Annotated in this window: 27 protein-coding genes and 1 tRNA gene; 10 read left to right on the top strand and 18 right to left on the bottom strand. The window is 64.2% G+C overall.

Features of this window, described 5'->3' with window-relative positions; all coding sequences use genetic code 11:
- Positions 1–39: 39 nt before the first annotated feature.
- Positions 40–324: an accessory factor UbiK family protein gene (locus CKO35_RS02215; protein WP_200172124.1), complete on the bottom strand. Its 285-nt coding sequence runs from the start codon at positions 322–324 to the stop codon at positions 40–42.
- A 263-nt stretch (positions 325–587) separates the two neighbouring features.
- Between CKO35_RS02215 and CKO35_RS02210 the strand changes: the two genes are divergently transcribed.
- From CKO35_RS02210 to CKO35_RS02200, 3 genes are all read left to right on the top strand, one after another.
- Positions 588–1,280, top strand: coding sequence for a TorF family putative porin (locus tag CKO35_RS02210; RefSeq protein ID WP_200172122.1), 693 nt, complete (start codon positions 588–590; stop codon positions 1,278–1,280).
- 71 nt (positions 1,281–1,351) lie between these two features.
- Entirely contained in the window at positions 1,352–1,690 is a 339-nt protein-coding gene (gene glnK, locus CKO35_RS02205; protein ID WP_008931418.1) for a P-II family nitrogen regulator, read from the top strand.
- A gap of 36 nt (positions 1,691–1,726) precedes the next feature.
- Complete coding sequence (locus CKO35_RS02200; protein ID WP_200172120.1) at positions 1,727–2,980, top strand: ammonium transporter; 1,254 nt, start codon at positions 1,727–1,729, stop codon at positions 2,978–2,980.
- Between the two features lie 96 nt (positions 2,981–3,076).
- On the opposite strand, the gene ispH is transcribed toward CKO35_RS02200, so the two are convergent.
- The 7 genes from ispH to CKO35_RS02165 form a co-directional block, all read right to left on the bottom strand.
- Complete coding sequence (gene ispH / locus CKO35_RS02195; RefSeq protein WP_200172118.1) at positions 3,077–4,021, bottom strand: 4-hydroxy-3-methylbut-2-enyl diphosphate reductase; 945 nt, start codon at positions 4,019–4,021, stop codon at positions 3,077–3,079.
- Positions 4,022–4,112: 91 nt separating this feature from the next.
- The gene (locus CKO35_RS02190; protein ID WP_200172116.1) at positions 4,113–4,547 is read right to left on the bottom strand and encodes an FKBP-type peptidyl-prolyl cis-trans isomerase; all 435 of its coding nucleotides are present in this window, start codon (positions 4,545–4,547) and stop codon (positions 4,113–4,115) included.
- On the bottom strand, positions 4,544–5,023 hold the full coding sequence (lspA, locus tag CKO35_RS02185; protein ID WP_200172114.1) for a signal peptidase II: 480 nt from the start codon (positions 5,021–5,023) through the stop codon (positions 4,544–4,546). The genes CKO35_RS02190 and lspA overlap by 4 nt, the downstream gene beginning before the upstream one ends.
- A gap of 74 nt (positions 5,024–5,097) precedes the next feature.
- Positions 5,098–7,920 carry an isoleucine--tRNA ligase gene (gene ileS, locus CKO35_RS02180; protein ID WP_200172112.1) on the bottom strand — a complete coding sequence of 941 codons (2,823 nt, stop codon included), beginning with the start codon at positions 7,918–7,920 and terminating at the stop codon, positions 5,098–5,100.
- A gap of 12 nt (positions 7,921–7,932) precedes the next feature.
- Complete coding sequence (gene ribF, locus CKO35_RS02175; RefSeq protein WP_200172110.1) at positions 7,933–8,889, bottom strand: bifunctional riboflavin kinase/FAD synthetase; 957 nt, start codon at positions 8,887–8,889, stop codon at positions 7,933–7,935.
- A gap of 64 nt (positions 8,890–8,953) precedes the next feature.
- Positions 8,954–10,507, bottom strand: a complete 1,554-nt coding sequence (gene murJ / locus CKO35_RS02170) for a murein biosynthesis integral membrane protein MurJ (protein WP_200172108.1) — start codon at positions 10,505–10,507, stop codon at positions 8,954–8,956.
- A 100-nt stretch (positions 10,508–10,607) separates the two neighbouring features.
- The gene (locus CKO35_RS02165; protein ID WP_200172106.1) at positions 10,608–11,138 is read right to left on the bottom strand and encodes a DsrE family protein; all 531 of its coding nucleotides are present in this window, start codon (positions 11,136–11,138) and stop codon (positions 10,608–10,610) included.
- A gap of 226 nt (positions 11,139–11,364) precedes the next feature.
- On the opposite strand from CKO35_RS02165, the gene rpsT reads away from it, so the two are divergent.
- Positions 11,365–11,625, top strand: a complete 261-nt coding sequence (gene rpsT, locus CKO35_RS02160; RefSeq protein WP_200172104.1) for a 30S ribosomal protein S20 — start codon at positions 11,365–11,367, stop codon at positions 11,623–11,625.
- 148 nt (positions 11,626–11,773) lie between these two features.
- Here the strand turns inward: rpsT and proB are convergent, their stop codons facing one another.
- The 4 genes from proB to rplU all read right to left on the bottom strand — a co-directional run bounded on the left by proB (position 11,774) and on the right by rplU (position 14,652).
- Positions 11,774–12,901 (bottom strand): glutamate 5-kinase, encoded by a 1,128-nt coding sequence (gene proB, locus CKO35_RS02155; protein ID WP_200172102.1) that lies wholly within the window; start codon positions 12,899–12,901, stop codon positions 11,774–11,776.
- A complete protein-coding gene (gene cgtA, locus CKO35_RS02150) occupies positions 12,873–13,907 on the bottom strand; it encodes an Obg family GTPase CgtA (protein WP_200172100.1) in 1,035 nt (344 codons plus the stop codon). The genes proB and cgtA overlap by 29 nt, the downstream gene beginning before the upstream one ends.
- Before the next feature lie 158 nt (positions 13,908–14,065).
- On the bottom strand, positions 14,066–14,323 hold the full coding sequence (gene rpmA / locus CKO35_RS02145; protein ID WP_200172098.1) for a 50S ribosomal protein L27: 258 nt from the start codon (positions 14,321–14,323) through the stop codon (positions 14,066–14,068).
- A 17-nt stretch (positions 14,324–14,340) separates the two neighbouring features.
- On the bottom strand, positions 14,341–14,652 hold the full coding sequence (rplU, locus tag CKO35_RS02140; RefSeq protein ID WP_200172096.1) for a 50S ribosomal protein L21: 312 nt from the start codon (positions 14,650–14,652) through the stop codon (positions 14,341–14,343).
- A 167-nt stretch (positions 14,653–14,819) separates the two neighbouring features.
- On the opposite strand from rplU, the gene ispB reads away from it, so the two are divergent.
- From ispB to CKO35_RS02120, 4 genes are all read left to right on the top strand, one after another.
- Positions 14,820–15,788: an octaprenyl diphosphate synthase gene (ispB, locus tag CKO35_RS02135; RefSeq protein WP_200172095.1), complete on the top strand. Its 969-nt coding sequence runs from the start codon at positions 14,820–14,822 to the stop codon at positions 15,786–15,788.
- A gap of 83 nt (positions 15,789–15,871) precedes the next feature.
- A tRNA-Pro gene (locus CKO35_RS02130) sits at positions 15,872–15,948 on the top strand.
- Positions 15,949–16,039: 91 nt separating this feature from the next.
- Entirely contained in the window at positions 16,040–16,780 is a 741-nt protein-coding gene (gene bamD, locus CKO35_RS02125) for an outer membrane protein assembly factor BamD (protein WP_200172093.1), read from the top strand.
- Between the two features lie 36 nt (positions 16,781–16,816).
- The gene (locus CKO35_RS02120; protein WP_200172091.1) at positions 16,817–17,302 is read left to right on the top strand and encodes a hypothetical protein; all 486 of its coding nucleotides are present in this window, start codon (positions 16,817–16,819) and stop codon (positions 17,300–17,302) included.
- A gap of 8 nt (positions 17,303–17,310) precedes the next feature.
- Here CKO35_RS02120 and fnr read toward each other — a convergent pair whose 3' ends face one another.
- From fnr to CKO35_RS02095, 5 genes are all read right to left on the bottom strand, one after another.
- A complete protein-coding gene (gene fnr, locus CKO35_RS02115) occupies positions 17,311–18,078 on the bottom strand; it encodes a fumarate/nitrate reduction transcriptional regulator Fnr (protein WP_200172089.1) in 768 nt (255 codons plus the stop codon).
- Positions 18,079–18,324: 246 nt separating this feature from the next.
- Entirely contained in the window at positions 18,325–19,308 is a 984-nt protein-coding gene (locus CKO35_RS02110; protein WP_200172087.1) for an alpha-L-glutamate ligase-like protein, read from the bottom strand.
- The gene (locus tag CKO35_RS02105) at positions 19,305–20,834 is read right to left on the bottom strand and encodes an inactive transglutaminase family protein (RefSeq protein WP_200172209.1); all 1,530 of its coding nucleotides are present in this window, start codon (positions 20,832–20,834) and stop codon (positions 19,305–19,307) included. The genes CKO35_RS02110 and CKO35_RS02105 overlap by 4 nt, the downstream gene beginning before the upstream one ends.
- A 21-nt stretch (positions 20,835–20,855) precedes the next feature.
- Complete coding sequence (locus tag CKO35_RS02100; protein WP_420870729.1) at positions 20,856–21,464, bottom strand: ATP-dependent zinc protease family protein; 609 nt, start codon at positions 21,462–21,464, stop codon at positions 20,856–20,858.
- A 37-nt stretch (positions 21,465–21,501) separates the two neighbouring features.
- On the bottom strand, positions 21,502–22,464 hold the full coding sequence (locus tag CKO35_RS02095) for a LysR family transcriptional regulator (protein ID WP_200172085.1): 963 nt from the start codon (positions 22,462–22,464) through the stop codon (positions 21,502–21,504).
- Between the two features lie 133 nt (positions 22,465–22,597).
- Between CKO35_RS02095 and ppsA the strand changes: the two genes are divergently transcribed.
- Together ppsA and ppsR are read left to right on the top strand one after the other, a co-directional pair.
- Entirely contained in the window at positions 22,598–24,979 is a 2,382-nt protein-coding gene (gene ppsA, locus CKO35_RS02090; RefSeq protein ID WP_200172083.1) for a phosphoenolpyruvate synthase, read from the top strand.
- A 178-nt stretch (positions 24,980–25,157) separates the two neighbouring features.
- Positions 25,158–25,973: a posphoenolpyruvate synthetase regulatory kinase/phosphorylase PpsR gene (ppsR, locus tag CKO35_RS02085; RefSeq protein WP_200172081.1), complete on the top strand. Its 816-nt coding sequence runs from the start codon at positions 25,158–25,160 to the stop codon at positions 25,971–25,973.
- Positions 25,974–25,984: 11 nt separating this feature from the next.
- Here the strand turns inward: ppsR and cysQ are convergent, their stop codons facing one another.
- Positions 25,985–26,800 carry a 3'(2'),5'-bisphosphate nucleotidase CysQ gene (cysQ, locus tag CKO35_RS02080; RefSeq protein WP_200172079.1) on the bottom strand — a complete coding sequence of 272 codons (816 nt, stop codon included), beginning with the start codon at positions 26,798–26,800 and terminating at the stop codon, positions 25,985–25,987.
- Positions 26,801–26,803 lie beyond the last annotated feature (3 nt).

Below are 26,803 nucleotides of genomic sequence, written 5' to 3'. Positions count from 1 at the left end.
TCCCCTCATCCTCGTGGGGGTGAGGGGAAAACGCCGCCGCTACACCTCGCCCACGTTGTCGTCCCCCCGGGTGCGGGGGACCAGGAATTCCTTCTCCAGGGCCTTGACCCTGGCCTCCATGGCGGAGAGGCGCTCGCGGGTGCGCTCCAGCAGGGCGGCCTGCACCTCGAACTCCTCCCGGGTCACCAGATCCATGCGCTGCAGGGCACCGGACAGACCCGCCTTGAGGTTCTTCTCGATGTCCGCCTGAACGTGCTGCACCGACTCGGGCATCATGCTGCTCAGCTTGCGCGCCATCTCATCCAGGCTCTTGCTGTCGATCATGGCCGTTTCCTCCGTGGTCTTTTGTGTATTGAACCCTATTCTAGTCGTCCCGGCAGGGGATGGGCGAGTGGTGGATGGGCGCCCTATTTTGGTGCGCTCGTGTGGTGCATTTGCCCAAAACGGCGCGCCTTCCGGGGCTGTTTTCTGTCTCATGTGGCCAATCCATTGAAATATTTGATAAAAAAAACTGGCATGTTCCCTGCTAATGCTCCGTTGAAGCAGTTTTTCAACCACAGCAAAACCCTTGATCAGGAGATCGACACATGCACAGCACGTTCAAGAAGGCCGCCATCACCAGTGCCGTGACCGCCGCCCTGCTGGCCGGTGGGGTGGTGACGTCCACCGCCTCCGCCGAGATCAGCGCCAACATCGGCTTCACCAGCAACTATCTGTTCCGTGGCTTGAGCGAAAGTGATGACCGGGCCGCTGTTCAGGGTGGTATTGATTTTGAACATGAGGGTGGCTTCTACATCGGCACCTGGACTTCCAGCCTGGATGGCTCCGAGGATCGGGGCGGCTATGAAGTGGACGTCTATTTTGGTGTCACCGGTGAAGTGGGTGCTTCCGGTGTGGGCTTTGATGTGGGTTATATCTATTACGCCTATCCGGGCGCCGAAAGCGCCGACGATGCCAACTTTGGTGAAATCTATGGCGCTCTGGATTTCATGGGACTGTACGGCATGGTGAATTTTGTCACCAATGCCGACGACAGCGACCTGGAAAGTTCTCTTGCCTATGAAATCGGTTACAGCTTCGACGCGGCCCCTGACATCACCCTGGGCGCCACTCTCGGCCATGTCAACTGGGATGAGAGCGACTGGGAAGACTATACCTGGTGGTCCCTCTATCTCACCAAGGCCACCTCCATGGGTGACTTCACCTTCGCCTACACCCAGAACGATACCGATGAGGATGACGACCCGCGTTTCAATGTCTCCTTCGTCATGAGCTTCTGAGAACCAGGAACCTCTCAATCACATCAGGACACGGCCCGCCGGACGCGGGCCGTTTCCCGGGAGCACCCGACATGAAACTAGTCACTGCCATCATCAAGCCGTTCAAGCTGGACGACGTGCGCGAGGCGCTCTCCGAGATCGGGGTGCAGGGCATCACCGTCACGGAGGTCAAGGGCTTCGGGCGTCAGAAGGGTCATACGGAACTGTATCGGGGGGCCGAGTACGTGGTGGACTTCCTGCCCAAGGTCAAGCTGGAAGTGGCCGTGGACAATGCCCTGGTGGACCAGGTCATCGAGGCCATCAGCAAGTCGGCCAACACGGGCAAGATCGGGGACGGCAAGATCTTCGTCTTCCCGCTGGAGCAGGCCATCCGCATCCGTACCGGAGAGACCGGTTCCGACGCACTGTAAAACCATAAGCCGATCAATGTCGGCGGGGGACATACCGTGGAAAGCCAAGTCATAGAAATCGCATACGCCCTGGATACGTTCTATTTCCTCGTATCCGGCGCACTGGTCATGTGGATGGCCGCAGGGTTCACGATGCTGGAGGCGGGTCTGGTCCGCTCCAAGAGCACCGTGGAGATTCTTACCAAGAACATCGCGCTGTATTCCATCGCCTGTATCATGTACATGCTGATCGGCTACAACATCATGTACGGGGATGGCTTCAATTCCCTCATCCCGAGCTTCATGCCGATCCTGAGCAGCGTGGATAACTCTGTCGAAGAGGTGCTGCTGAGCGACGGGGAGATCTACTACTCCAATCTGTCGGACTTCTTCTTCCAGGTGGTCTTCGTCGCCACCGCCATGTCCATCGTCTCCGGTGCCGTGGCCGAGCGCATGAAGCTCTGGGCGTTCCTCATCTTCGCCGTGATCCTTACCGGTTTCATCTATCCCTTCCAGGGTTTTTGGAGCTGGGGCGGCGGCTTCCTGGACGAACTGGGTTACATGGATTACGCCGGTTCCGGCATCGTGCACATGACCGGTGCGGTGGCGGCCCTGGCCGGTGTGCTGCTCCTCGGTGCTCGTAAGGGCAAGTATGGTCCCAAGGGACAGATCAATGCCCTGCCGGGTGCCAACATGCCCCTGGCCACCCTGGGTATCTTCATCCTCTGGCTGGGCTGGTTCGGTTTCAACGGCGGCTCCGAGCTGAAGGTGTCCGACGTGGAATCCGCCAACGCCGTGGCCCGTGTCTTTACCAACACCAACCTCTCCGCCGCCGGCGGCGTGGTGGCGGCCCTGATCACCTCCCGTCTGCTGTTCGGCAAGACCGACCTCACCATGGGTCTGAACGGCGCCCTGGCCGGCCTGGTGGCCATCACGGCGGAACCGCTGATGCCCCATCCGCTGCTGGCCACCACCATCGGCTTCATCGGTGGCGTGCTGGTGGTGTTCTCCATCGTGCTGCTGGACAAGATCCGCATCGACGATCCGGCCGGTGCCATCTCTGCCCACGGCACGGCGGGTATCTGGGGTGTGTTCGCGGTGCTGCTGTCCAACCCGGATGCCAGCTTCGTGGCTCAGCTGGTGGGCATCCTGTCCATCTTCACCTTCGTCTTCATCATGAGCATCATCTTCTGGCTGATTCTCAAGTACACCATGGGCATCCGTGTGAGCGAGGAAGACGAACTGAAGGGCGTGGACATTGCCGAGTGCGGTCTGGAGGCCTATCCGGAATTCACCGCCGGACGCAAGTAACCGTCCCTTCCCTGCAAGCAGTGTAGTGATCGCGGGCGCCATCGGCGCCCGCTTTTTTTCATGGTGTCGGGCCGGGCATCGGCAGGTGGCCTGCCTTCAGCCCTCCTTGAGACGCAGCTCCCTGGGAAGGGAGAAAGTCACCTTTTCCGGCCGGCCCTCGTGTTCCACGATGGTCTCCACGCCCAGGGGCCGCAGGTGGTCCAGTACCTGCTGCACCAGCAGCTCCGGCGCGGAGGCGCCGGCACTGACGCCGATCCGCCGACGGCCTTCCAGCCACTGTTGCCGGATGTCTTCGGCACCGTCGATCAGATAGGCCTCCACTCCCAGCTTTTCGGCGATCTCCCGCAGCCGGTTGGAGTTGGAGCTGTTGGGAGAGCCCACCACCAGGATCAGGTCGCATTCGGCGGCCAGGGCCTTGATGGCATCCTGCCGGTTCTGGGTGGCGTAGCAGATGTCGTCCCGGCGCTGGCCCTGGATGTGGGGAAAGCGCGCCCGCAGGGCGTCCACGATGCCCTGGGTGTCGTCCATGGACAGGGTGGTCTGGGTCACGTAGGCCAGGGTTTCGGGGTGTTTCACGTCCAGCCGGGAGGCGGCCTCGACGTTTTCCACCAGATAGATCTCGCCGCCCTGGCTGCGGTCATACTGGCCCAGGGTACCGTCCACCTCGGGATGACCGGCATGGCCGATGAGGACCACTTCCTCGCCCCGGGCGGCATGACGGGCCACCTGCATGTGGACCTTGGTCACCAGCGGACAGGTGGCGTCGAAGACCCGCAGGCCCCGGCGACGGGCCTCGTCGCGCACGGTGCGGGGTACGCCGTGGGCGCTGAAGATGACGGTGGCCCCATCCGGGACCTGATCCAGTTCCTCGACGAAGATGGCGCCCTTTTCCCGCAGTTCATTGACCACGTAGCGGTTGTGGACCACTTCGTGACGAACGTAGATGGGGGTGCCGAACAGATCCAGGGCCCGTTCGACGATCTCGATGGCCCGGTCGACGCCGGCGCAGAATCCGCGGGGATTGGCGAGGAGGATGTGCATGGTCAGACCCGGTGGGTGTGTTGGCAGGGGGGATGAGTGTACAACATTGCCCCATGGGCTTCGAATGGCCCCATTCCCCTCGGGGAAATGGCTATGGCGGGTCCACGGCCAGGATCTCCACCGTCACCGTCACGGTCTGTCCCGCCAGCGGGTGATTGAAGTCCACCGTCACGCCGTCTTCCCCGATCCGGCGGATCAGTCCCGGGATCTGCTCCCCGGTGGGGGTATCGAAACCCAGCACCAAGCCTTCTTTGAGGGGCAGGTCCCGGGGGAAATCATCGTGGGGCAGGGTCTGCACCGCCCGGGGCGATGCAAAGCCGTAGGCCTGTTCCGGGGGCAGGGTGACCGTGCGACGGTCGCCGGCGGCCAGGCCCGTGACCACGGCCTCCAGGCCCGGCAGCAGTTCGCCCGTGCCCACGGTGAAGGAGACCGGTTCATCCCCGTCGGCGCGGGTATCGTCCGCCACGGTGCCGTCGTCCAGGCAGAGGCGGATATGCATGCGGACCCGGCTGCCGGGGCGGATCATGAGGCCTTGGGCGGAGGCTTGACCCCCTGCAGCAGGTTGGCGGCAATCAGCCAGACGGCGCCCACGGTGATGGCGCTGTCGGCGATGTTGAACACGGGCCAGTGGTAGCCGGCATAGTGCATGTCGATGAAGTCGATCACATGACCATGCCAGATCCGGTCGATGACATTGCCGATGGCGCCGCCGACCACCAGGGCCAGGCCCACGGCGGTGCCGACTTCCTCCCGCTTGAGTTTGGCCATCCACCACACCAGGATCACGCTGACGCTGATGGCAAGCACGGTGAAGAACCAGCGTTGCCAGCCGCCGGCGTCACTAAGGAAGCTGAACGCCGCCCCCTGGTTGTAGACCAGGGTGAAGTTCAAAAACGGCAGGATCTCCATGGGTGCGAACTGCACCAGCTGGTATTCCGCGATCCGCTTGGTGATCTGGTCCAGGACGATCACGGCAAAAGACAGCCATAGCCATTTGATCATGTTTTTTTCCGCTTTCCGTTGGCGCCCCTCTCACGCGGGCGGGAGAGGGGGTGGGGTGAGGGCTGATGTGTCGATCAGGCAAAGGTCCGGCGTTCCCCTGCGCCCGCGACATTCTCCACGCAGCGTCCGCACAGTTCGGGATGCCCGGCATCGGCTCCCACATCTGCCCGGTGATGCCAGCAGCGGGGGCACTTGGGATGTTCGCACCGGGATACCCGGATGGCCAGGTCGTCTCCCTCCGGGAGGGTGGTGGTCACGGCATCCGTCGGGGCCTGTTTGCGGCCCTGTACCCGGGCATAGGAGGTGATCAGCACGAACCGAAGTTCATCGCCCAGGCGGGACAGGATCTCCCCCAGGGGACCGTCACAGTACAGGTCCACCTCGGCATCCAGGGAGGCGCCGATGCCGCCATCGGCCCGCAGCTTCTCCAGTTCCCGGCTGACGAGCTGGCGCACTTCCAGCACCCGGTGCCAGTCGGTGGCGCTCAGGGGGCCGTCCTCCGGCAGCGGGGAGAGGTGTTCATACCAGGTGGTGAGCAGCACCGAGGCCGGACGCTCCCCGGGGATGTGCCGCCAGATCTCCTCGGCGGTGAAGCTCAGGATGGGGGCCAGCCAGCGGGTCATGGCCTCCACCACGTGGTACATGGCGGTCTGGGCCGAACGGCGGGCGCGGCTGTCCGCCTGGGTGGTGTACTGGCGGTCCTTGATCACGTCCAGGTAGAAGCTGCCCATCTCCACCGAGCAGAAATTGTGGACCCGCTGGTAGATCTGGTGGAACTGGTAACGCTCGTAGGCCTGGGTCACGTGCCGCTGCACCTTGAGGGCCTGGTCCACCGCCCAGCGATCCAGCGGCAGCATCTGTTCCGGCGGCAGCAGATCCCGGGCCGGATCAAAGCCGTTGAGGTTGGCCAGCAGGAAGCGGGCGGTATTGCGCATGCGCCGGTAGGCGTCGGCGGTACGCTTGAGGATCTCGTCGGACACCGCCATCTCGCCGCTGTAGTCGGTGGCCGCCACCCACAGGCGCAGGATGTCCGCCCCCAGGGTGTCCATCACCTTCTGCGGCGCCACCACGTTGCCCTTGGACTTGGACATCTTCTGGCCCTGGGCGTCCACCGTGAAGCCATGGGTCAGCACCGCCTTGTAGGGGGCTTCGCCCCGCATGGCCACGGCGGTGAGCAGGGAGGACTGGAACCAGCCCCGGTGCTGGTCGGAGCCTTCCAGGTAGAGGTCCGCCGGCAGTCCCAGCCCGGCCCGGCGCTCGGTGACGGTGGCGTGGGTGACGCCGGAGTCGAACCACACGTCCAGGGTGTCGCCGAGCTTGTCGAAGCGGTCCGCGTCCTCGCCCAGCAGCTCTCGCGGGTCCAGACTGAACCAGGCCTCGATGCCGGCCTGTTCCACCCGCCGGGCCACGGCCTCGATCAGGGCGGGGGTATCCGGGTGCAGGGCGCCGGTTTCCTTGTTGACGAACAGGGGGATGGGCACGCCCCAGTTGCGCTGACGGGAGATGCACCAGTCGGGGCGGTTGGCCACCATGCCCTCGATGCGGGCGCGGCCCCAGTCGGGCACCCAGCGCACCTTGTCGATGGCGGTCAGGGCGGTTTCCCGCAGCTCCGCCTTGTCCATGCTGATGAACCACTGGGGGGTGGCGCGGAAGATGATGGGGGTCTTGTGGCGCCAGCAATGGGGGTAGCTGTGGCGGATTTTCTCCGTCTTTACCAGCATGCCCCGGTCTTCCAGCAGCTGGAGGATATGGCCGTTGGCCTCGTTCACGGATTGACCGGCGAACAGCTCGGTGCCGGGCAGGAAGCGGCCGTCACCGCCCACCGGGTTGTCCACCGGCAGGTTGTAGCGACTGCCCACCACGTAGTCGTCCTGACCATGGCCGGGGGCGGTGTGAACGGCGCCGGTCCCCGCTTCAAGGGTGACGTGCTCGCCCAGGATCACCGGTACCTGGCGGTCATAGAAGGGGTGCTGCAGCAGCATCCCCTCGAACAGGGCGCCCCGGGCATGGCCGACGATGCGCCAGTCCTCGAAGCCGTAGCGCCCCATGGCGGTTTCCACCAGGTCTCTGGCCAGCAGCAGGCGCTCGCCGTTGACCGCCACCAGGGCGTATTCCAGTTCCGGGTGCAGGGCCACCGCCTGGTTGGCGGGCAGGGTCCAGGGGGTGGTGGTCCAGATCACCACCGAGACAGGGCCGGTGGCGGCGTCGTCCAGCACGGTGAGGCGCCGCAGGACGTCCTCGTCGTCCAGGGTACGGAACCGCACGTCGATGGCGGGGGAGGTCTTGTCCTCGTATTCCACTTCCGCCTCGGCCAGGGCGGAGCCGCAGTCCACGCACCAGTGCACCGGCTTGTCGCCCTTGAGCAGGTGACCCCGCTCGATGATTGTCCCCAGGGCACGGATGATGTCGGCCTCCACCTGATAGTCCATGGTCAGGTAGGGGTTGTCCCAGTCGCCCAGTACGCCCAGGCGCTTGAAATCCTCCCGCTGGCGATTCACCTGCTCATGGGCATAGGCGCGGCAGGCCTGACGGAAGCCGGCGGCATCGGTGCCGCGGGCGGCCTTGCCCAGCTTGCGTTCCACCTGCAGTTCGATGGGCAGGCCGTGGCAGTCCCAGCCGGGGACGTATGGGGCGTCGAAACCCGCCAGGGTGCGGCTCTTGACGATGATGTCCTTGAGGATCTTGTTGACCGCGTGGCCGATGTGGATGTCGCCGTTGGCGTAGGGCGGGCCGTCCGCCAGGACAAAGCGGGGACGCCCCGCGCTGACCTGGCGGATCTGCCGGTACAGATCCTGCTGCTGCCAGTCCGCCAGCATCTTGGGTTCCCGCTGGGCCAGGTTGCCCCGCATGGGGAAGTCGGTCTGCGGCAGGTTCAGGGTGTCTTTGTAGTCAGCCAATGTCGTATTACCTCAGTCGGTCCCGCGTGGCGCCGGTGATGTGGGGGCCGCGAAGAATTGCCGGGCCCGTGCCGCGTCCAGGGTGATCTGCGCGCGCAGGGCATCCAGTGAAGGAAAGCGTTGTTCGTCCCGCAGGCGGTGCAGCAGATCCACGTGCAGGTGACGGCCGTAGAGATCTCCGTCGAAATCGAACAGATGGACCTCCAGCCGGTTCTGTACCCCGCCCAGGGTGGGGCGGGTGCCCGCGTTGGCCACCCCCTGCAGGGGTTCCCCCGGCAGGCCGAAGACCTCGACCGCGTAGACCCCACGCACCGCCATGGGGCTTGGTCCCAGGCGCAGGTTGGCGGTGGGAAAGCCCAGGGGTCTGCCTCGCTTGTCGCCGTGGATCACCCGGCCGTTGATGCGGTAGGGGCGTCCCAGCAGTTTTTCCGCCTCCGCCATCCGGCCCAGTTCCAGCGCCCGCCGGATGCGGGTGCTGCTGACCCGTTCGCCGTCGATGTGAAAGGTGTGCATGTGGGCCACTTCGAATCCATGGACCCCACCGGCATCCTTCAGGGTCTGGAAATCTCCGCCGCGATGCCTGCCGAAGCGGAAATCGTCTCCCACCACCAGGTAGCGCACCCCCAGTTTTTCCACCAGCAGGATGCGGATGAAATCCTCCGGGGACATCTGCGCCAGGGCGGCATTGAAGCGCAGGCACAGCAGACGGTCCACGGAGAAGCGCCGCATGGCCAGGAGCTTGTCCCGAAAACGCTGCAGCCGGGGCGGCGCGCTGCCGCCCGTGAAATATTCCCGGGGCAGGGGTTCAAAGCTCACCACCGTGGTGGGTAGGCCCAGTTCCGCCCCCTTCTCGGCCAGTTGCCCGAGCACGGCCTGGTGCCCCAGGTGGACGCCGTCGAAATTGCCGATGGTGACTACCGAGCCCCGGTGGCGGGGCCTCAGGTTGTGGGCACCGCGAATCAGTTCCATGGGAGTTGGTCGCAAAAGTGCTGAGTATACTCAGGAGCGGCCGGGCTTTGACAGGTTTGCGGGGTCATTTCAGCAGGAAGGCCCTGGGTCGGACCCCCATGGCGAGCAATGCCGCGCCATAGGTGGCCGCACCCAGGCCGATCAGGCCCAGCAGCATCAGCACCCGTTCCCGGGCGATCCAGGCACTCCACTGGGACAGCTCCGGGGTGAACATCAGCAGCAGCCCCGTCATCAGTCCTGTCGCCAGCAGCAACCGCCACCACAGCCCCGTCCAGCCCGGCAGGATGTGCAGCACCTGGTCCCGCCGCAGGCCCCGATAGAGCAGGGCGGCGTTCAGGTAAGCCGACAGAGCGGTGGCCAGGGCCAGGCCGGCATGGGGACCCGGCCAGTCCATCCAGACCCAGGGCACCACGATGACGAGGTTCAGCACCATGTTGGCCACCATGGCAATGATGCCCACCTTCACCGGTGTCTTCGTGTCCTGTCGGGAAAAATAGCCCGGGGCCAGGATCTTGATGAGGATGAAGGCCGGCAGACCCGCGGCGTAGGCCATCAGGGACATGGCCGCCATGCGGGTGTCGCTCTCGAGGAATTCCTGGTACTGGATCAGGCTGGACAGGATCGGCGCCGCCAGCAGGATCAGGCCCAGGGCACAGGGGATGGCGATGAGCAGCGACAGCCGCAGTGCCCAGTCCAGGGTGCGGCTGAAGGCCATGGGGTCCTCGCCGGCATGCTCCCGGGACAGGCGGGGCAGGATCACCGTGGCGATGGCGATGCCGAACAGGGCCAGGGGCAGTTCCACGAACCGGTCCGAGAAATACAGCCAGGTGATGGAACCGGCCGCCAGGAAGGATGCGATCAGGGTGTCCACCAGCAGGTTGATCTGCACCACCGAAGTGCCGAAGATGGCCGGCAACATGAGCCGGCCGATACGCCGGACCCCGTCATGGGCCCGTTTCAGGCGAGGGCGGGGCAGCAGGCCCACACGCATCAGGAACGGGATCTGGAAGGCCAGCTGCACCGCGCCGGCGATGAACACCCCCCAGGCCAGGGCGACCACCGGTTCCGCGAACAGGGGGGCGCCCCAGATGGCGGCGGCGATGAGGGAGAGGTTCAGGAACACGGGGGTGAAGGCGGGCACGGCAAAGCGACCCACGCTGTTCAGAATGCCGCCGGCCATGGCGGTGAGGGAAATGAACAGCAGGTAGGGGAAGGTGATGCGCAGCATCTCCGAGGCCAGGGCATGGCGTCCGTCTTCGCCGTGAAACCCCGGGGCGAACAGGCTGATCAGCAAGGGTGCCGCCAGCACGCCCAGCAGGGTGACCAGGAACAGCACCAGGGTGAGGGCGCCACTGACGTGATCGAGCAGATCCTTGAGTTCCCTGGCCCCGCGCTTTTCCCGGTATTCGGCGAACACCGGCACGAAGGCCTGGGAAAACGCCCCTTCCGCGAACAGGCGGCGCAGAAAATTGGGGATGCGAAAGGCGACGAAGAAGGCATCGGTGGCCCCGCTGGCGCCAAAATTCACCGCCAGCACCATGTCCCGCAGATAGCCGAACAGGCGGGAGATCAGGGTCATGCCGCTGACCACGGCGGTGGATTTGAGGAGTCGGCTCATCGGGGTGGAGGGTGGCTGGGACCGGGGCGATACGATACAGGATCACGGGTTCGGTGTGTCGGGTGCGCCCGCGGGACGCGGGGCACACCCGGTCAGCCGGTCATTCGATCTTGAGGTAGGCAAATCCCTCGCGGTTCTGCAGTTCGACGATGCGCACCACGCCGGAAGGCACCAGGGTGACGCCTTCGTGGAGCGCGTCACGATGCAGGTTCACCGAGGATCGGGTGATGTCGCACAGTTCCAGTCTGACCCCATGCACCGCCACCAGGCTGCCCAGCCGTCCCTTCAGGTTTTCCCGTTGGGCGGCCAGGGCCTCGTCCTCGGCAAACGGGGTGTCGGTCATGGGATCGTCGGTGAGAAAGCGGATGCCGTGGGCGACGAAGACAATGCGGATGTCGTGATCGGTTAGTTGGTTTTCATAATGTACCGCCATGTTGTTGATGCTGGTGAGCATGGCGCTGAAGCGGCGCGGATCGGCAAAATCCGCGTGATAGACCACGCGGGCCTCCGGCTCCGCCGCCCGGGCCTGCCAGGTCGGTAATGCCAGGGGAATGACCAGCAGGCCGAGCAGCAGCCAGGCCGGGATGGCGCGCCGGCGCCGGGTGGCCGGGGATGACAGGGTGTATGACATGTATGTGCTCCTCTGGTGGTGATGACCTTCCACGGGTGTTGTTGTCCCTGGTTCAGGTTCGGGTCATGTCGGCTTGCGGGCATCGGGACGATAGCCATGCCGGCCTTGATTGCGTTATGCTGCCGGGATAACCCCGCCCAGCATGGCTCGCGGTTGACATCCCCTTGCATTCCATGCAAACTTCCGTCCTTTTCCGGAACTGACCCGATTTTTCAGGAGATTCACCTTGGCTAACATCGCCTCCGCTCGCAAGCGTGCCCGCCAGGCCGAGACCAATCGCCAGCGCAACATGGCTACGCGTTCGCGCTTCCGCACCGCCGTCAAGAAGGTGCTGAAGGCCGTGCGTGCCGGCGACAAGGAAGGTGCGGCATCCGCCTACCAGGCCGCCGTGCCGGTGATCGACAAAACCGTCACCAAGGGTATCATTCATGCCAACAAGGCTGCTCGTCACAAGAGCCGCCTGAACGCCCGCATCCGCCAGATGTGATGCCGGCGGGCCGGTTTCTACCGGCCGTCACGATGGGTCTCTCGGAAAAAGCCCGGCATCAGCCGGGCTTTTTCTTTGTTCTTGCCTTCTTTTTTCATCCCCCCGTCCCTCTCCCTCGTGGGGGAGGGACGGGGATGAAGGGCTTGCCCTAAACCAGGACCAGGTTATCCCGGTGGATCAGCTCCGGCTCGTCCACATAGCCCAGGATGGACTCGATCTCTTCCGCCTTGCGGCGCATGATCCGACGGGCCTCGTCCGTGGCGTAGTTCACCAGGCCGCGCGCCACCGCCCGCCCGTCCGGGTCCAGGCAGGTCACCACATCTCCCCGGGAGAAGCGACCCTTCACATGGGTCACCCCCACCGGCAGCAGGCTGCGGCCCGCCTCGCGGATCACCCGGGCGGCGCCGGCATCCAGGATCAGTTCACCCCTGGAGACGAGCTGGCCGGCAATCCACTGCTTGCGGGCCGCCATGGGTTCCCGGTCCGGGCGCAGCAGGGTGCCCAGTTCCTCGCCGGCGGCGATCCGCTCCAGTACCGCCGGGTTGCGGCCGGAGGTGATCAGGGTGTGGGTTCCGGAGCGGGCGGCGCGGGAGGCGGCGGTGAGCTTGGTGGCCATCCCGCCCCGACCCAGGCGGCCGAAGGTGGGGGCCACCAGTTTGAGCAGTTCCGGGTCGGAGGCCAGTCCTTCGGAAACCAGCTGGGCGTCGGGCCGGGTGCGGGGGTCACGGTCGAACAGGCCCTGCTGATCGGTGAGGATCACCAGCAGCGAGGCCTCCACCAGGTTGCACACCAGTGCCGCCAGGGTGTCGTTGTCGCCGAAGCGGATCTCTTCCGTGGCCACGGTGTCGTTTTCATTTACCACGGGAATGGCCCCCAGGCGCAGCAGGGTGCGCAGGGTGCTGCGGGCATTGAGGTAGCGGCGCCGGTCCGCCAGGTCTTCGTGGGTGAGCAGCACCTGGGCGGCATGCAGGCCGTGGCGCTGGAAGCGACTTTCATAGGCCTGCACCAGACCCATCTGGCCCACGGCGGCGGCGGCCTGCAGTTCATGCAGGGCATGGGGGCGCTCGGTCCAGCCCAGGCGGCTCATCCCTTCGGCCACGGCGCCGGAGGACACCAGTACGACCTCGTGGCCGGCCTGGGTCAGTCGGGCCACCTGTTCGGCCCAGTCTTCCAGGGCCGGCAGGTCCAGGCCGCGGCCTTCATCGGTGATCAGGGCCGAGCCGATCTTGACGACCCAGCGGCGGGCCTTACCCAGTTGTTGACGTGTCGGTGCCATGTTCTTCCAGGTATCTCATGACATGTTGTGCCAGGGTCTCGGTGCCCTCGCCGGTGGCCGCGGAGATGGAGAACACCGGGCCGCTCCATTCCAGGGCTTCCGTCAGCGCCCGGCAGCGGGCCTCCCGCTCTTCGGTGGAAATCAGGTCCACCTTGTTGATTACCAGCCAGCGGGGGCGTTCCAGCAGGTCCGGGTCGTATTGCTCCATCTCGTGCTCGATGATGCGGACCGCCTCTGCCGGGATGTCGTCGGGGTTCGGCGGGTCGATATCCACCAGGTGCAGCAGCAGCCGGTTGCGGGACAGGTGCTTGAGGAACTGGATGCCCAGGCCGGCCCCGTCCGCGGCGCCTTCGATCAGGCCGGGGATGTCGGCCATGACAAAGCTTTGCAGGGGGCCCACTCGCACCACGCCCAGGTTGGGGTGCAGGGTGGTGAAGGGATAGTCGGCCACCTTGGGGCGCGCACCGGAGACTTGCGAGATGAGGGTGGACTTGCCCGCGTTGGGCAGGCCCAGCAGGCCCACGTCCGCCAGCACCTTCAGCTCCAGGTGCAGCTGGCGCAGTTCCCCGGGAGTGCCGGGCTTGGACTGGCGCGGGGCGCGGTTCACCGAGCTTTTGTAGCGGGCGTTGCCCAGGCCGTGAAAGCCGCCCTGGGCCACCAGCAGGCGCTGGCCGTGTTCCGTCATGTCGCCGATGAGTTCTTCGGTTTCCGCGTCGTAGCACAGGGTGCCCACGGGGACGGATACCTCCAGGTCGGCGCCGGACTGGCCGGTCATGTTGCGGCTGCGGCCGTTCTCGCCCCGCTGGGCTTCATAAAAGCGCTGGAAGCGGAAATCCGCCAGGGTGTTCAGGTCGTGGCTGGCCACCAGGTAGACGGAGCCGCCGTCGCCGCCGTCGCCGCCGTCCGGGCCGCCGAAGGGCACGTATTTTTCACGGCGAAAGCTGACGCAGCCGTTACCGCCGTCACCGGCTTTGACCTTGATGGTGGCTTCGTCGACGAATTTCATGGGATGACCGGTAGAGTGGGTGGTTTAAGGCGGGTGATGATTCGGAATGATAGTCCCGTCCGCCGGGTCTGTCAGGTCGGTGGTCGGGGTCCGGTACGAAAAAAGCCCCGGAAACCGGGGCTTTTCGAGGGTGTATGCTCGACCCTGCGGGTGGCCGATCAGGCCGGCACCACGCTCACGAACTTGCGGCTCTTGGGGCCCTTGGTCTCGAACACCACCTTACCGTCCGCCTTGGCGAACAGGGTGTGGTCCTTGCCGCAGCCCACGTTCAGCCCGGGGTGGAACTGGGTGCCGCGCTGACGGACCAGGATATTGCCCGCGAGCACGATCTGGCCGCCAAAGCGCTTGACGCCAAGGCGTTTGCTTTCTGAGTCGCGGCCGTTACGGGTGCTGCCGCCTGCCTTCTTATGTGCCATTTCAAGTTACCTCTTCATCAACCGGAGATGGAAGTGATCTCCACCTCGGTGAAATGCTGGCGATGCCCCATGTGCTTGCGGGAGTGCTTGCGACGGCGGAACTTGACGATTTCCACCTTGTCGGCACGTCCATGGGACTTGACGGACGCGGTCACCTTGCCACCTTCCACGAAGGGCGCGCCAATCTTGACGTCTTCGCCGCTGCCGACCAGCAGGACGTTGTCGAATTCCACTGAGGCGCCGGATTCCGCGTCGAGCTTCTCGACCCGGATCACGTCACCTTGGGCAACCCGGTACTGCTTGCCACCGGTAGCGATAACCGCGTACATCTTGTTGATCTCCAGAAAGGGTCGAATCCAAAGACGCGGAAGTTTACCTTGAGCGCGGGCAGTGGTCAAATACTGAAAACACCAAAACCCCAGGACACGCCTTGACACTGAACAGCTCGCTTCCTAGCATGCCCGAGGTTTCCTCCCCGAGCGAACGATTGCCACCCATGGACCTTAACCAGATTCGCGACCTGATCGCCGATGACATGAAGGCGGTGGATGCCTGCATCCTGGAGCTGCTGTCCTCTCCGGTGGTGCTCATCAACCAGCTGGGCCACTACATCATCAGTGGCGGCGGCAAGCGACTGCGGCCCATGATGGTGCTGCTTTCCGCCGGTGCCTGCGGCTACCAGGGGCGGCACCACATCGAGTTGGCGGCGGTGATCGAATTCATCCATACCGCCACGCTGCTGCACGATGACGTGGTGGACGCCTCGGAACTGCGGCGTGGTCGTGAAACGGCCAATGCCCTGTTCGGCAACGAGGCCAGCGTTCTGGTGGGGGATTATCTCTATTCCCGCTCCTTCGAGCGCCTGGTGGCCATCGGCAACATGCGCGCCATGCAGATCCTCTCCCATACCACCAGCACCATCGCCGAGGGCGAGGTGATGCAGCTCATCAACTGCCACGACGCGGATACCACGGAAGCGCGCTACATGCACGTGATCCAGTCCAAGACGGCCAAGCTGTTCGATGCCGCCAGCCGTCTGGGTCCGGTGCTGGCAGAGTTGCCGGATCCGGCGGAAGCCTCCCTGGCGGCCTACGGCATGCATCTGGGCACCGCCTTCCAGCTCATCGACGACGTGATGGATTACAGCAGCAGCAGTGAGGAGATGGGCAAGAACATGGGGGACGATCTGGCCGAAGGCAAGCCCACCCTGCCGCTGATCCACGCCATGCGGGTGGGCAATGCCGAGGACGCCGCGGTGATCCGCGAGGCCATCGAGCAGGGCGGGCGGGAGCATGCGGACCGGGTGCTGAAGGTCATCCAGTCCACCGGCTCCATCGACTACACCCGCCAGGTGGCGGAGGCCGAGGCCCGACGGGCCGTGGAGAGCCTGTCGGTGCTGCCCCCCAGCCCCCATCGGGATGCCATGGCGGCCCTGGCTCATTTTTCCGTGGGGCGGGTGTTCTAGCGTCGAATGAGATGTTGGACTTTTTACGCGTCTCGTAGCAGAATACGCAGCTTCCCGGGGCCATCGGCCCAACAATCGGTTTGCGGAGTGTAGCTCAGCCTGGTAGAGCACCGTCTTCGGGAGGCGGGGGTCGAAGGTTCGAATCCTTTCACTCCGACCAGTATCGAGAAAGCCCCGACACGAAAGTGTCGGGGCTTTTTTGCAGAGGCATGGTAATGTGACGCGTGTGTTCCATTACCGTTTCTCCCCCCATGAAACTGGCGTTTTCCCCCTGCGGGTCGGTCCTGCTCCTTCTCGTTGTCCTTGCGCCATGGTTGTCCGGGTGCGCCACGACCCCCGTGGATTCCGCCCCGAAAGTCCATGTTGCCTTGAATCAGGCCCTTGATGCACGGGACTGCCCGGCGGCGGTCAATGCCCTGGAGGCGTGGGAGCGGTCGAACCCGGTGCCTGCTCAGGCCCGCCTGGAAACAGCATTCCTGTGTCTGGTGTCCGATGCGCCGAATCCTGCCTTCGAGCAAAGTCTTCGATTCATTCAGGCATTTCCGTCCCATCCGGATCTGGATTATGGTTTCTACCTGCGCGCCATGGCCCGTTACGGCAGCTGGAAGGCGTTGCACTCGGATGGCGCCGTGCCGGAGCCCAGGCGGGATATTGCGCTGGCGCGGGAGTCCTTCATCCTGTTCCGGGAGCTGGTGCAGCGTTTCCCTGATACCCGCTACCGGGATGAAGTGGCCATCCATCTGATGGCCCTGCGCGAAGGCATGGCGGCGGCGGAGATCCTGCAGGCCCGGGCCCAGCTGGACCAGGGTAATCCCCGCCAGGCCCTGGCGCGGGCGGAGTATGTGCGCGAGCATTTCGGGAGTACGCAGGCCCTGGCCGATGCCCTTGCCGTGATGGTGGAAGCCCATCGGGCACTGGGTCAATCCGATGCGGCCGACCGTGCCCGGCGTCAGCTTGAAGTCCGCTTTCCCGATCGGGAGATGACGCCATAGGTCAATGCTGAACAGTCCCTTGCCGGAGAGATGCCCATGACACCGTCCTCTCGCTTTCTGCCCCATGCCGAACGCCTGGTCTGGTTCGGCTTCATGCTGTTCCTGCTCATCGTTGCCATGATCCACATCTACCGGGGCTTCGGTCTGGAGCGTGATGTGTCTGCCGCCAATCAGGAGGTGCTGGCGCTACAGATGCAGCTGGCCTCCCTCTCCGCCGGGCAGGTGCTTGATCCCGTGCCAGCGGGGCTGACGCAAGGGGAGGTCAGGCGTTTGCAGCGCCTGGGATTGAATGATCCCCGGGTGGAGTTGGTGGAGGATCTGGCCGGCCAGCCGGAGCTGATTGGTCACGGGGCCGTGCTCGGAGGGCGCATGCACTTCGTGCCGGAGGAAATCCATGTCCTCAGTGACCGCTGGGTGATGGCCACCTTCGAGGATGGCCACATCCGGGGACGCATGCTGCTGGAATATGAAGTCGCCTTCGGCACCATCGACTGGCGGGTGCTTGCTTCCGCCCTGGAGTGAGCCGGCGGTCAGCTGCCCGCGGCCTTCTCCGCGTGGCGGGACTCATGGCCATGGACGCCGGCAATATCACGGAGCCCGTCTGCATCGAGAATGGTGATGAATTTTCGTTGCACCTGGATCAGTCCCTGCTCCTGGAAGCGGCTGAGCATCCGGCTCACCGTCTCCACCGCCAGCCCCAGGTAGTTGCCGATCTCGCAGCGGGACATGGTGAGATTGAATTCGTGGCGGGAGAACCCCCGCGCGCCGAAGCGCCGGGACAGGTTCAGCAGGAAGGCCGCCAGCCGGGCGTCGGAGGCGCGGTGGCCAAGCAGGGTCACCACGTGTTCATCGGTCTGGATTTCCCGGCTCATGATGCGCAGTAGCTGATGCTGGAGGCCTGGAGTCCGGCTGGCCAGTTCTTCGAGGCGATCGAAGGGGATCTCGCAGACACTGGCGGTCTCCAGGGCCAGTGCCGTGCAGGGGTGGAATCCGTCATTGATGGCATCCAGGCCCAGCAATTCGCCGGGTAGATGGAAGCCGGTAACCTGCTCCTCACCGTCGTTGGTCAGCACGAAGGTCTTGACCGAACCGGTGCGCACGGCATAGAGGCAGTTCAGCGGGTCTCCGGCCTGATAGATCACATCCCGGCGCTGCACGGGGCGCTTGCGACTGATGATGCCTTCCAGCATGGACAGCTCTTCCACAGAGACACCCAGAGGCAGGCACAGATCACGCAGGCTGCAGGCCTTGCAGGCCTGTTTGAGTTCCTTGATGTTCATCACGTTTGTCGAGGGCATGGATTCACCTTCAAGTGGCCGCGGTATCTGCGGGCATGAGCCTTGCTGCGTGGGAACACGGCCATAACATACTTGAGCATTGCTGTCAGGTACAAGTCTTTCGGGCGCTGTCAACGCATCGCCCGCGATGACACGCAGGCTACCGGATGGGCACATGATAGCCTGCCGGGCGACTCCGGTCTTGAGTCAGGGTGAATTTTGGATCCAGCCTGGGGCGGTGGGGATGTCGGGACCCCGTGATCCTGTTCAGGGCGTGAAGTGCCGGGCGGCTTCGGCGCTGAAGCGGGTCTGGGCAAATGTAGCCCGCTCCGCCGGCGAGGCGGCCGGCTTGCCGGCCTTGCCGATGGCGGCATCGATCATGGCAATGCGGTGGCCCAGGCCGATGCCGTTGGCCAGTTGGACCGCCAGGCCGGGGCGGGCGTTGAGTTCCAGCATCAGCGGTCCGCGATCCCGGTCCAGTACCAGATCCACGCCCAGATACCCCAGTCCGGTCAGTTCGAAGCAGCCGGCGGCCAGTTCCAGCAGACGGTCCCAGCCCGGAATTTCCAGGCCGCCGATGGGGGCGCCGGTATCCGGGTGCAGGTCGATGATCTGGTTGTGCCAGACCCCGTGTTCGGTGCGCCCGCTACCCATGTCGATGCCGGCCCCCACGGCGCCCTGGTGCAGGTTGGCCTTGCCGTCCGAGTCCCGGGTGGGCAGGCGCACCATGGCCATCACCGGATAGCCCTTGTAGACCACGGTGCGGATGTCGGGCACGCCCTGGAAGCTCACTTCCTCGAACATGGGGTGAAAGTGCACCCGATACTCGATCATCGCCTTGTCCGGCTGCCCCCCCAGGCTGTGCATGCCGCTGAGGATGTTGGAGACATGGTGGGCCATGCTGGCCTGATCCACGATCTGGCCGCTGGCCTTGCGGAAATGCCCGCGCATGCGGCCGACGATCACCATGATGCCGTTGCCGCCGGAGCCGTGGGCCGGCTTGATGACGAAGTCGTCATGCTTGCCCACGATCCTGGCCAGGTTGCGGATGTCGTGGTTGGCTTCGATCACGCCGTAGAGCTCGGGTACCGCGATGCCTGCATCCAGTGCCAGCTTCTTGGTGACGAGCTTGTCGTCCACCAGGGGGTAGTTGCGGCGTGGGTTGAGTTCGGCGATGAACCAGGCATTGCGCTGGTTCATGCCGACGACGCCACGCCGCCGCAGTTCCTTGGGGCTGATGAACCACTTCATGGGTTACCCTTGCCGGACAGGGCCCGGAAGCGCAGCAGTTCGGAGAGTCGGTAGCCGGTGTAGCGGCCCAGCAGCAGGGTGACGGCCAGCACGATCAACAGCAGTTCGGGGAAGACGAAGAACAGGTGATCAATGTAGGGGTTGATCATCAGCAGGTAGCCGGCTACCGCCACTGCCAGGCTGCCGATGCCCTGCCGGATGGCATCCGAGGGGCCGTGTTCTTCCCACACCAGGGACATGCGCTCAATGGTCATGGCCAGGATGACCATGGGGAACAGGGCGATGGACAGGCCATGCTCGATGCCCAGGTTATGGCTGAGGATGCTGAGGGTGAGCATGATCATGATGACCACGATCACCACCGCCGCCAGCCGTGGCACCAGGAGCAGCTTGAGCCGCTCCAGGTAGAAGCGGATGGCCAGTCCCAGGGAGACGATGAGGGTGAACAGGATCACCCCCCCCAGCAGCTCGGTCTCCCGGAAGGAGAGGGCGATGAGGATGGGCATGAAGGTGCCGAAGGTCTGTATGCCGACGATATTGCGCAACAGCACGATGAGCATGGCGCCGACGGGTACCAGCAGCAGCACCCGATACATGTTCTGGGTCTGGATCGGCAGGCCGAACAGGGAAAAGTCCACCAGTCGGGAATCCATCATCTGGGCCCGTTGCTGGGCCACGTCCACGGCATCCTGGAAGTTCTGTGTCACCGCAAAACTGATATGGGGATTGCGGGCCCGTTGCAGGCGGACCGGGTCCTGATCTCCATACCACCAGACCAGGAAGTTGGCGGGATAGCCCACGGCACCGGTATTGGGATTGATGGCCACCCACTGCCGGGTGTTGTGGACTTCCAGCCAGACCTGGGGTTGGAGGTCGCGGGCGCGGTCGGTGAGGGGGATGCCATGGACCATGCGGGCGGGAATGCGTGCACCCGCCAGCAGCTGGATGGCGGTCCGGACCTTGTCCCGGTCGGTGTCGGTACGGGAGACGAACAGGGCCATGTTCTCGTCCGGGGTGTTGTTCATGTCCCGGATCAGTACCGTGGCAAAGCTGGTGATGTCGGCGGAGCGCTCCCTCACCCGCTGGACCACGGCATCGGCGGCGGAGCGATAGGGTTCTTCCAGGTTGGGCATGCTGACCGGGCCGGGGTAGGGGGCTTCCGCCCGGCGTTCACGTTCCATTTGGGACACCGTGGTGCGGTAGTACAAGGTCTGGCGGCCGCTGGGCTGGCGGGTGGTCCAGATGGCCTCCCGGTTCTCACCGGAGAGATCCGTGGTGAGGCCGTAGCCCCGGGAGATGAAGTTCTCGTCCAGCAGGGCAAAACGCTTGGGATCGTTGGGGATGAAGACCCTCGCGGTCACGGCGCCGCCGGTGGGCTCAAAGCTCACGCGTGCTTCCACGATCCAGTTGTCGGCGGTCTGTGCCGGCAGCAACGGGAAGCCCAGGTTATAGACCTTGTGGAAAAACATTCCCAGGCTGGCGCTGCAGAGCACCAGTATCACCAGTGGGAGGTGGAAACGCTTCAACATGGGCGGTCCTTGATGTGATCAGCGGTCTTCAGGGTCTTCTTCGTCCTGCTCGCTGTCCATGTCCGGCATGTCCTCGTCCGATGGTTTGCCGTCCGTGATCGGTAAATCCGGCGGCACGCAGGCAGGTGTCTGGGTGCGGGTGCGGGAGGAGTCCACCAGGATCAGCCCCTTCATGTGATTGCGTCCCACCAGGGCCTGGTAGGTGAGCTGGGTGCGATCGATCAGGCTCATCTCCGCCTCGCGGTAGATCTCGCCCATGCACAGGCCGATGCGGACCACGGGGCGACGCTGATGATTGCCGTCGTGCCTGAGGATGCGCACGTAACGGCTGATCTCCCGCTCGATGCGCACGGTGTTTTGCGCGTTTTCCGGATCGATGATGTCAAAGGCGATCCATTCCCTGCCATCTCGTTCGAAGATTTCCTTGTTGAGGGCATTGAGAGATGACGTGGTGGCGCCGGTATCCATCTTCGCCTTGAGCTGGATGCCTTCGGGCTGTATCTCCACGCGCTCCACCCAGCCCATGATATGAAGCTGTTCCGGGGAAGGCTGCTCTTGATCCGCCATGGCCTGTCCCGGCAGGAGGAGCAAGGCGATGACGAGAGCGGCGATCCAGGGATAGTGCATGGTTGTCTCCGGCAAGTTTCGGTAATGGTTCACAATTTTAAACGCCTTGTTCGGACCCGGACGTTGACGGGGGCCCCATTTTCGGGCCGGCATAGGCGGTTTCCATCATGGTGATGAAGCGCTTGGCCTGTGGCGAGAGATGCCGGCCGATGCGCTGTACGATCCCGTAGCTGCGGGCCGGGAAGAAACGGTCCAGCGGAATGGCCGCCAGCTGTTCCCTGCCCGTCAGGCAGACGTCAGTGACGATGGAAATGCCCAGCCCCAGCTCCACATATTTCTTGATCACCTCCCAGCCACCGGCCTCCAGGGAGACGTGGTAGTCAACATCATGCTGCCGGAACACCAGGTCCACGATGCGCCAGGTGGACAGATGTCTGGGTGGCAGGATGAGGCCGTAGGGGGTGATGTCCTCCAGCCTGATCTGCTCGCCCAGCGCCGCCAGAGGATGGTTCTTCGGGGTGATGAGCTTGGGATGATAGGTCACGATGGGGCGGTAGGTGATGCCCTCCGGGACCTCCAGCATGGAGCCCACGGCAAAGTCCACCTCATCCCGATGCAGCATGGCCAGGCCATCACGTCCCGTTACATTATGCAGCTTGATGCGGATGTGCGGATAGACCTCCGCGAAACGGCGCAGGGGTTCCGGCAGCACGTACAGGATGGTGGACTCCCCGGCTGCCACGTTCAACTCTCCGGATTCCAGCCGGCCAAAACTGGCGGCGAAGGTTTCATGTAGCTTGTCGATGCCTTCCACCAGTGGATCGGCAAGCTTGTAGAGCGCCACGCCTTCCGGTGTGAGCTTGATCTGGGGGCCGCGCCGTTCGAAAAAGATGGTCTCGAATTCCCGTTCCAGTGCCTGAATCTGCAGGGAGACGGCAGGTTGGCTCAGGCACAGGGATTCCGCGGCCATCGAGATACTGCCCAGTCGGGCGGCCCGGCAAAAAGCGCGGAGTTGCTTGAGGCGGTTCTGCTTGTAATAGAGATTCGGGACTGATCCCATGAATCCTCACCGGTCCGTTGTCAGTATTAAAGGCTGCAAGGCTTGTTGTCGAGCCAATAGCTTCGCTGAATACTCGTCTTGAGGCCATGGTCCCGGCTACAATTGCCGTTTCACGCATGCAAAGGGCTGGAGTATGGATAAGTACGTTATCTGGTTTCAGGAACTGGGAATGAACGACGTCCCCCGCGTGGGAGGCAAGAATGCCTCGCTGGGCGAGATGATTCATGGCCTGTCCGAAGCCGGGGTTCGCGTCCCCGGTGGTTTTGCCACCACCGCCCACGCCTTCCGTGAGTTCCTCCAGCATGAGGGGCTGGCAGATCGCATCAACGGCCTGCTGACCGATCTGGACGTGGACAACATCAGCGCCCTGCGCGAAGCCGGTGCCCTGATCCGCCGCTGGGTGGTGGAAACGCCATTCCCGCCGGCCCTGAATGAGGCCATCACCGAGGCCTGGAACAAGATGGTGGCCGAGACCGAGGGTGAGTTCACCGTGGCCGTGCGTTCCTCCGCCACCGCGGAAGACCTGCCGGATGCCTCCTTTGCGGGACAGCAGGAAACCTTCCTCAATGTCAGCGGCCTGGACGGCGTCCTCAAGGCCATCCATGAAGTGTTTGCCTCCCTCTACAACGACCGCGCCATTTCCTACCGGGTTCACCAGGGCTTTGACCATGCCGAGGTGGCCCTTTCCGCCGGCATTCAGCGCATGGTCCGCTCGGACATCGGCGCCAGCGGTGTGATGTTCACCCTGGACACCGAGTCCGGTTTCCGTGACGTGGTGTTCGTCACCGCCTCCTGGGGGCTGGGCGAGACCGTGGTGCAGGGCTCCGTCAACCCGGACGAATTCCATCTCTACAAGCCGGCCCTGGAGGCGGGGCGCCCCGCCGTGCTGCGTCGTCACCTGGGCAGTAAGGCCATCAAGATGGTCTTCGGCGAGAACGGGCAGTCCACCCGCACCGTGCAGGTCGGCGAAGACGACCGCCTGCGTTTCTGTATCAACGACGAACAGCTGGAAGAGCTGAGCCGTCAGGCCATGATCATCGAGAAGCACTATGGCCGTCCCATGGACATCGAGTGGGCCCTGGACGGCGTGGATGGTCAGCTCTACATCGTGCAGGCCCGTCCCGAGACAGTGGAGAGCCGGGCCGACGGCCAGGTGATCGAGCGCTATCGCATCCGCTCTCCCCGTACCGAAGTGCTGGTGCGCGGCCGTGCCATCGGCCAGAAGATCGGCGCCGGCAAGGTGCGCGTGGTGATGAACCTGGACGAGATGGAACGGGTGCAGCCCGGCGATGTGCTGGTGACCGATATGACCGACCCCGACTGGGAGCCGGTGATGAAGCGGGCCGCCGCCATCGTCACCGACCGCGGCGGCCGTACCTGTCATGCCGCCATCATCGCCCGTGAACTGGGTATCCCGGCGGTGGTGGGTTGCGGTGACGGTTCGGCCCGCCTCAAGGAAGGCGATGCCGTGACCGTGTGCTGTGCCGAGGGCGACGAAGGCCGCATCTACAAGGGCGAACTGGAGTTCGAGGTGCTGCGTACCCGTACCGACTCCATGCCCGAGGTGCCGGTGAAGGTGATGATGAACGTGGGCAACCCGGGCCGTGCCTTCCACTTCCGCAATATCCCCAATGCCGGGGTGGGTCTGGCCCGTCTGGAGTTCATCATCAACAGCATGATCGGCGTGCACCCCAAGGCGCTGCTCAATTTCGACACCCTGCCGGCGGACCTGAAGGATGAGGTGGCCCGGCGCTTTGCCGGCTATGCGGACCCGGTCAGCTTCTATGTGGACAAGCTGGCGGAAGGTATCGCCACCCTGGGGGCTTCCTTCCATCCCGAGCCGGTGATCGTGCGCCTGTCCGACTTCAAGTCCAACGAGTATGCCAACCTGCTGGCGGGCGAGCGCTACGAGCCGGATGAAGAGAACCCCATGATCGGTTACCGGGGCACCTCCCGTTACCTGTCCGATGACTTCCGCGACTGCTTCGAGCTGGAATGCCGCGCCGTGCGCCGGGTGCGTGACGAAATGGGCCTGACCAACGTGGTGGTCATGGTGCCCTTCGTGCGTACTCTGGCCGAGGCCGAGGGCGTGATCAATCTGCTGGCCGAGATGGGACTGAAGCGGGGCGAGAACGGACTCAAGGTCTACATGATGTGCGAGATCCCCTCCAATGCGGTGATGGCCGACGAGTTCCTGCAGTTCTTCGACGGTTTCTCCATCGGCTCCAATGACCTGACCCAGCTCACCCTGGGCCTGGACCGGGATTCCGGTCTGGTGGCGGCCACCTTCGACGAGCGGGACCCGGCGGTGAAGAAACTGCTGGCCCTGGCCATCCAGGCGGCCCGCAAGGCAGGCAAGTATGTGGGTATCTGCGGCCAGGGGCCATCCGACTACCCGGATCTGGCCGAGTGGCTGATGGAACAGGGAATCGAGTCCATTTCCCTGAACCCGGACACCGTGGTGGAGACCTGGCTGCGTCTGGCCGGTGATACCAACGGCCGTCAGGACGCCTGAGGTATTCTTTCGGGCATCCGGTTTCGGGTGATGACTCCCGGGCGCCGGATGCCCCCATCTTTCCGGGCCGGGCCTTTGGCCCGGCCTTCGCCTGGAGCCGGGTTCCCTCGGGTCGTATCCCCGGTGGGCCGCCGGTTTTCCCATGGTCGTGATCCCATCAGGAGGCCCGTTTCGTTCCATGACCCGCTCTGTCTTCTATGTCTCCGATGGGACCGGCATCACTGCCGAAACCCTGGGTCACACCCTGCTGACCCAGTTCGAGCAGATTCACTTCAATACCGTCAGTCTGCCCTTCATCAACTCGAAGGAAAAAATGGACTGGGCAGTGCAGCGCATCAATCGGGCCGCCCAGGGCGACGGCGAGCCACCGCTGGTTTTTTCGACTCTGGTGGATGTCCAGCGCAGGGAAGAACTGGCCAGTTGCCGGGGGGTAATCTTCGATTTCTTCGATACCTTCACTCCCCGCCTGGAGCAGGTGCTGGGTGTGACCGCCCAGCATGTGGCGGGCCGTTCCCATGGCATGGGCAACATGCGCACCTACGCCGAGCGCATGGATGCCCTGCATTTCGCCATCCAGAACGATGACGGTGCGACCACCCGGGACTACCCCAACGCCGATGTGGTGGTGATGGGTGTCTCCCGGACCGGCAAGACCCCGACCTGCATGTACCTGGCGCTCAATTACGGTGTCCGCGCGGCCAATTATCCCCTGGCGGACGATGACTTTGATCGGGGTACGCTACCCGCTTCGCTGGAGCCCTATCGCAAAAAGCTGTTCGGACTGACCGTGGACGCGGAACGGCTGCATCAGATCCGTACCGAGCGTCGTCCCAACAGTCAGTATGCCAGTGTGGATCAGTGCACCCGGGAACTGAGGGCGGTGGAGCGGATGCTCAAGCGGGAGGGGATCCCCTGTCTGAACATCACCCAGATGTCCGTGGAGGAGATCGCCGCCCAGTTGATGCAGCAGGCGGCGCTGATGCGGCGCATCTGAGGGCGGGCCGCTCAGTCCGGAAGATATCTTTCCCAGCCCCGTGTCGGATCGGCGATGACCAGGAATTCCGGGTTCAGTATCCCGTCATGGGTGTTGTAGCGCAGGGGGCTCAGTCCCAGATCCGTCACCACCCCGCCGGCCTCGCAGACCACGCATTGGGCTGCGGCCGTGTCCCACTCGCTGGTGGGGCCCAGCCGGGGATAGAGATCGGCCTTGCCTTCCGCCACCAGGCAGAACTTGAGCGAACTGCCCATGCTGATGAGTGCATGATCGCCCACCCGTTCCAGGAATTGCTGCATGCGCTCGGTCCCGTGGGAACGGCTGCCGGCGATGATGGGCTTTGTACGCCGGTCCCGGTTGACCTCGATCCGTTCTCCCACGGCCGCCGCCGGTTCATGGCGATGGGCCCCCAGGCCCCGGGCGGCGCTGTAAAGCCGGTCCAGGGCCGGCGCAGCCACCACGCCGAGGACAGGTTCATGGTCGTGGATCAGGGCGATGTTCACGGTGAACTCGCCGTTGCGCTTGATGAACTCCCGGGTGCCGTCCAGCGGGTCCACCAGCCAGTAGGTCTGCCAGTGGGTGCGCTCGGAGAAGGGAATCCGGTCCGATTCCTCCGACAGGATGGGCAGCGCGGGATTCAGCTCCCGCAGGCCGGTGACGATGTGGTGATGGGCGGCCGTGTCGGCGGCGGTCAGGGGGGTGCGGTCGGACTTCTGCTCCACCTGGAACCCTTCGTCGTAGATCTCCATGATGCGGTCGCCCGCTTCCCGGGCGATGCGGCAGGCATTGATGAGCAGGTATTCCAGGTTCAGGTCATCCAGGGACATGGC

This window comes from Ectothiorhodospira shaposhnikovii (assembly GCF_016584105.1).
GTDB classification, from domain to species: Bacteria; Pseudomonadota; Gammaproteobacteria; order Ectothiorhodospirales; family Ectothiorhodospiraceae; genus Ectothiorhodospira; species Ectothiorhodospira shaposhnikovii.
Note: the sequence above shows the minus strand (reverse complement) of the source record. Positions and strands in the feature narration are given on the sequence as shown.

What these genes read in the sequence shown, in the direction of transcription:
- ppsA (WP_200172083.1), top strand. Translation starts at nt 22,598, where the DNA reads ATGGATAAGTACGTTATCTGGTTTCAGGAACTGGGAATGAACGACGTC.
- fnr (WP_200172089.1), bottom strand. Translation starts at nt 18,078, where the DNA reads ATGCCCTCGACAAACGTGATGAACATCAAGGAACTCAAACAGGCCTGC.
- cysQ (WP_200172079.1), bottom strand. Translation starts at nt 26,800, where the DNA reads ATGTCCCTGGATGACCTGAACCTGGAATACCTGCTCATCAATGCCTGC.
- CKO35_RS02165 (WP_200172106.1), bottom strand. Translation starts at nt 11,138, where the DNA reads ATGTCATACACCCTGTCATCCCCGGCCACCCGGCGCCGGCGCGCCATC.
- proB (WP_200172102.1), bottom strand. Translation starts at nt 12,901, where the DNA reads ATGGCACCGACACGTCAACAACTGGGTAAGGCCCGCCGCTGGGTCGTC.
- CKO35_RS02215 (WP_200172124.1), bottom strand. Translation starts at nt 324, where the DNA reads ATGATCGACAGCAAGAGCCTGGATGAGATGGCGCGCAAGCTGAGCAGC.
- lspA (WP_200172114.1), bottom strand. Translation starts at nt 5,023, where the DNA reads ATGATCAAATGGCTATGGCTGTCTTTTGCCGTGATCGTCCTGGACCAG.
- murJ (WP_200172108.1), bottom strand. Translation starts at nt 10,507, where the DNA reads ATGAGCCGACTCCTCAAATCCACCGCCGTGGTCAGCGGCATGACCCTG.
- rplU (WP_200172096.1), bottom strand. Translation starts at nt 14,652, where the DNA reads ATGTACGCGGTTATCGCTACCGGTGGCAAGCAGTACCGGGTTGCCCAA.
- rpmA (WP_200172098.1), bottom strand. Translation starts at nt 14,323, where the DNA reads ATGGCACATAAGAAGGCAGGCGGCAGCACCCGTAACGGCCGCGACTCA.
- ispH (WP_200172118.1), bottom strand. Translation starts at nt 4,021, where the DNA reads ATGCACATCCTCCTCGCCAATCCCCGCGGATTCTGCGCCGGCGTCGAC.
- bamD (WP_200172093.1), top strand. Translation starts at nt 16,040, where the DNA reads ATGAAACTGGCGTTTTCCCCCTGCGGGTCGGTCCTGCTCCTTCTCGTT.
- ispB (WP_200172095.1), top strand. Translation starts at nt 14,820, where the DNA reads ATGGACCTTAACCAGATTCGCGACCTGATCGCCGATGACATGAAGGCG.
- CKO35_RS02210 (WP_200172122.1), top strand. Translation starts at nt 588, where the DNA reads ATGCACAGCACGTTCAAGAAGGCCGCCATCACCAGTGCCGTGACCGCC.
- cgtA (WP_200172100.1), bottom strand. Translation starts at nt 13,907, where the DNA reads ATGAAATTCGTCGACGAAGCCACCATCAAGGTCAAAGCCGGTGACGGC.
- CKO35_RS02095 (WP_200172085.1), bottom strand. Translation starts at nt 22,464, where the DNA reads ATGGGATCAGTCCCGAATCTCTATTACAAGCAGAACCGCCTCAAGCAA.
- CKO35_RS02110 (WP_200172087.1), bottom strand. Translation starts at nt 19,308, where the DNA reads ATGAAGTGGTTCATCAGCCCCAAGGAACTGCGGCGGCGTGGCGTCGTC.
- ppsR (WP_200172081.1), top strand. Translation starts at nt 25,158, where the DNA reads ATGACCCGCTCTGTCTTCTATGTCTCCGATGGGACCGGCATCACTGCC.
- ribF (WP_200172110.1), bottom strand. Translation starts at nt 8,889, where the DNA reads ATGGAACTGATTCGCGGTGCCCACAACCTGAGGCCCCGCCACCGGGGC.
- CKO35_RS02190 (WP_200172116.1), bottom strand. Translation starts at nt 4,547, where the DNA reads ATGATCCGCCCCGGCAGCCGGGTCCGCATGCATATCCGCCTCTGCCTG.
- CKO35_RS02120 (WP_200172091.1), top strand. Translation starts at nt 16,817, where the DNA reads ATGACACCGTCCTCTCGCTTTCTGCCCCATGCCGAACGCCTGGTCTGG.
- CKO35_RS02100 (WP_420870729.1), bottom strand. Translation starts at nt 21,464, where the DNA reads ATGCACTATCCCTGGATCGCCGCTCTCGTCATCGCCTTGCTCCTCCTG.
- glnK (WP_008931418.1), top strand. Translation starts at nt 1,352, where the DNA reads ATGAAACTAGTCACTGCCATCATCAAGCCGTTCAAGCTGGACGACGTG.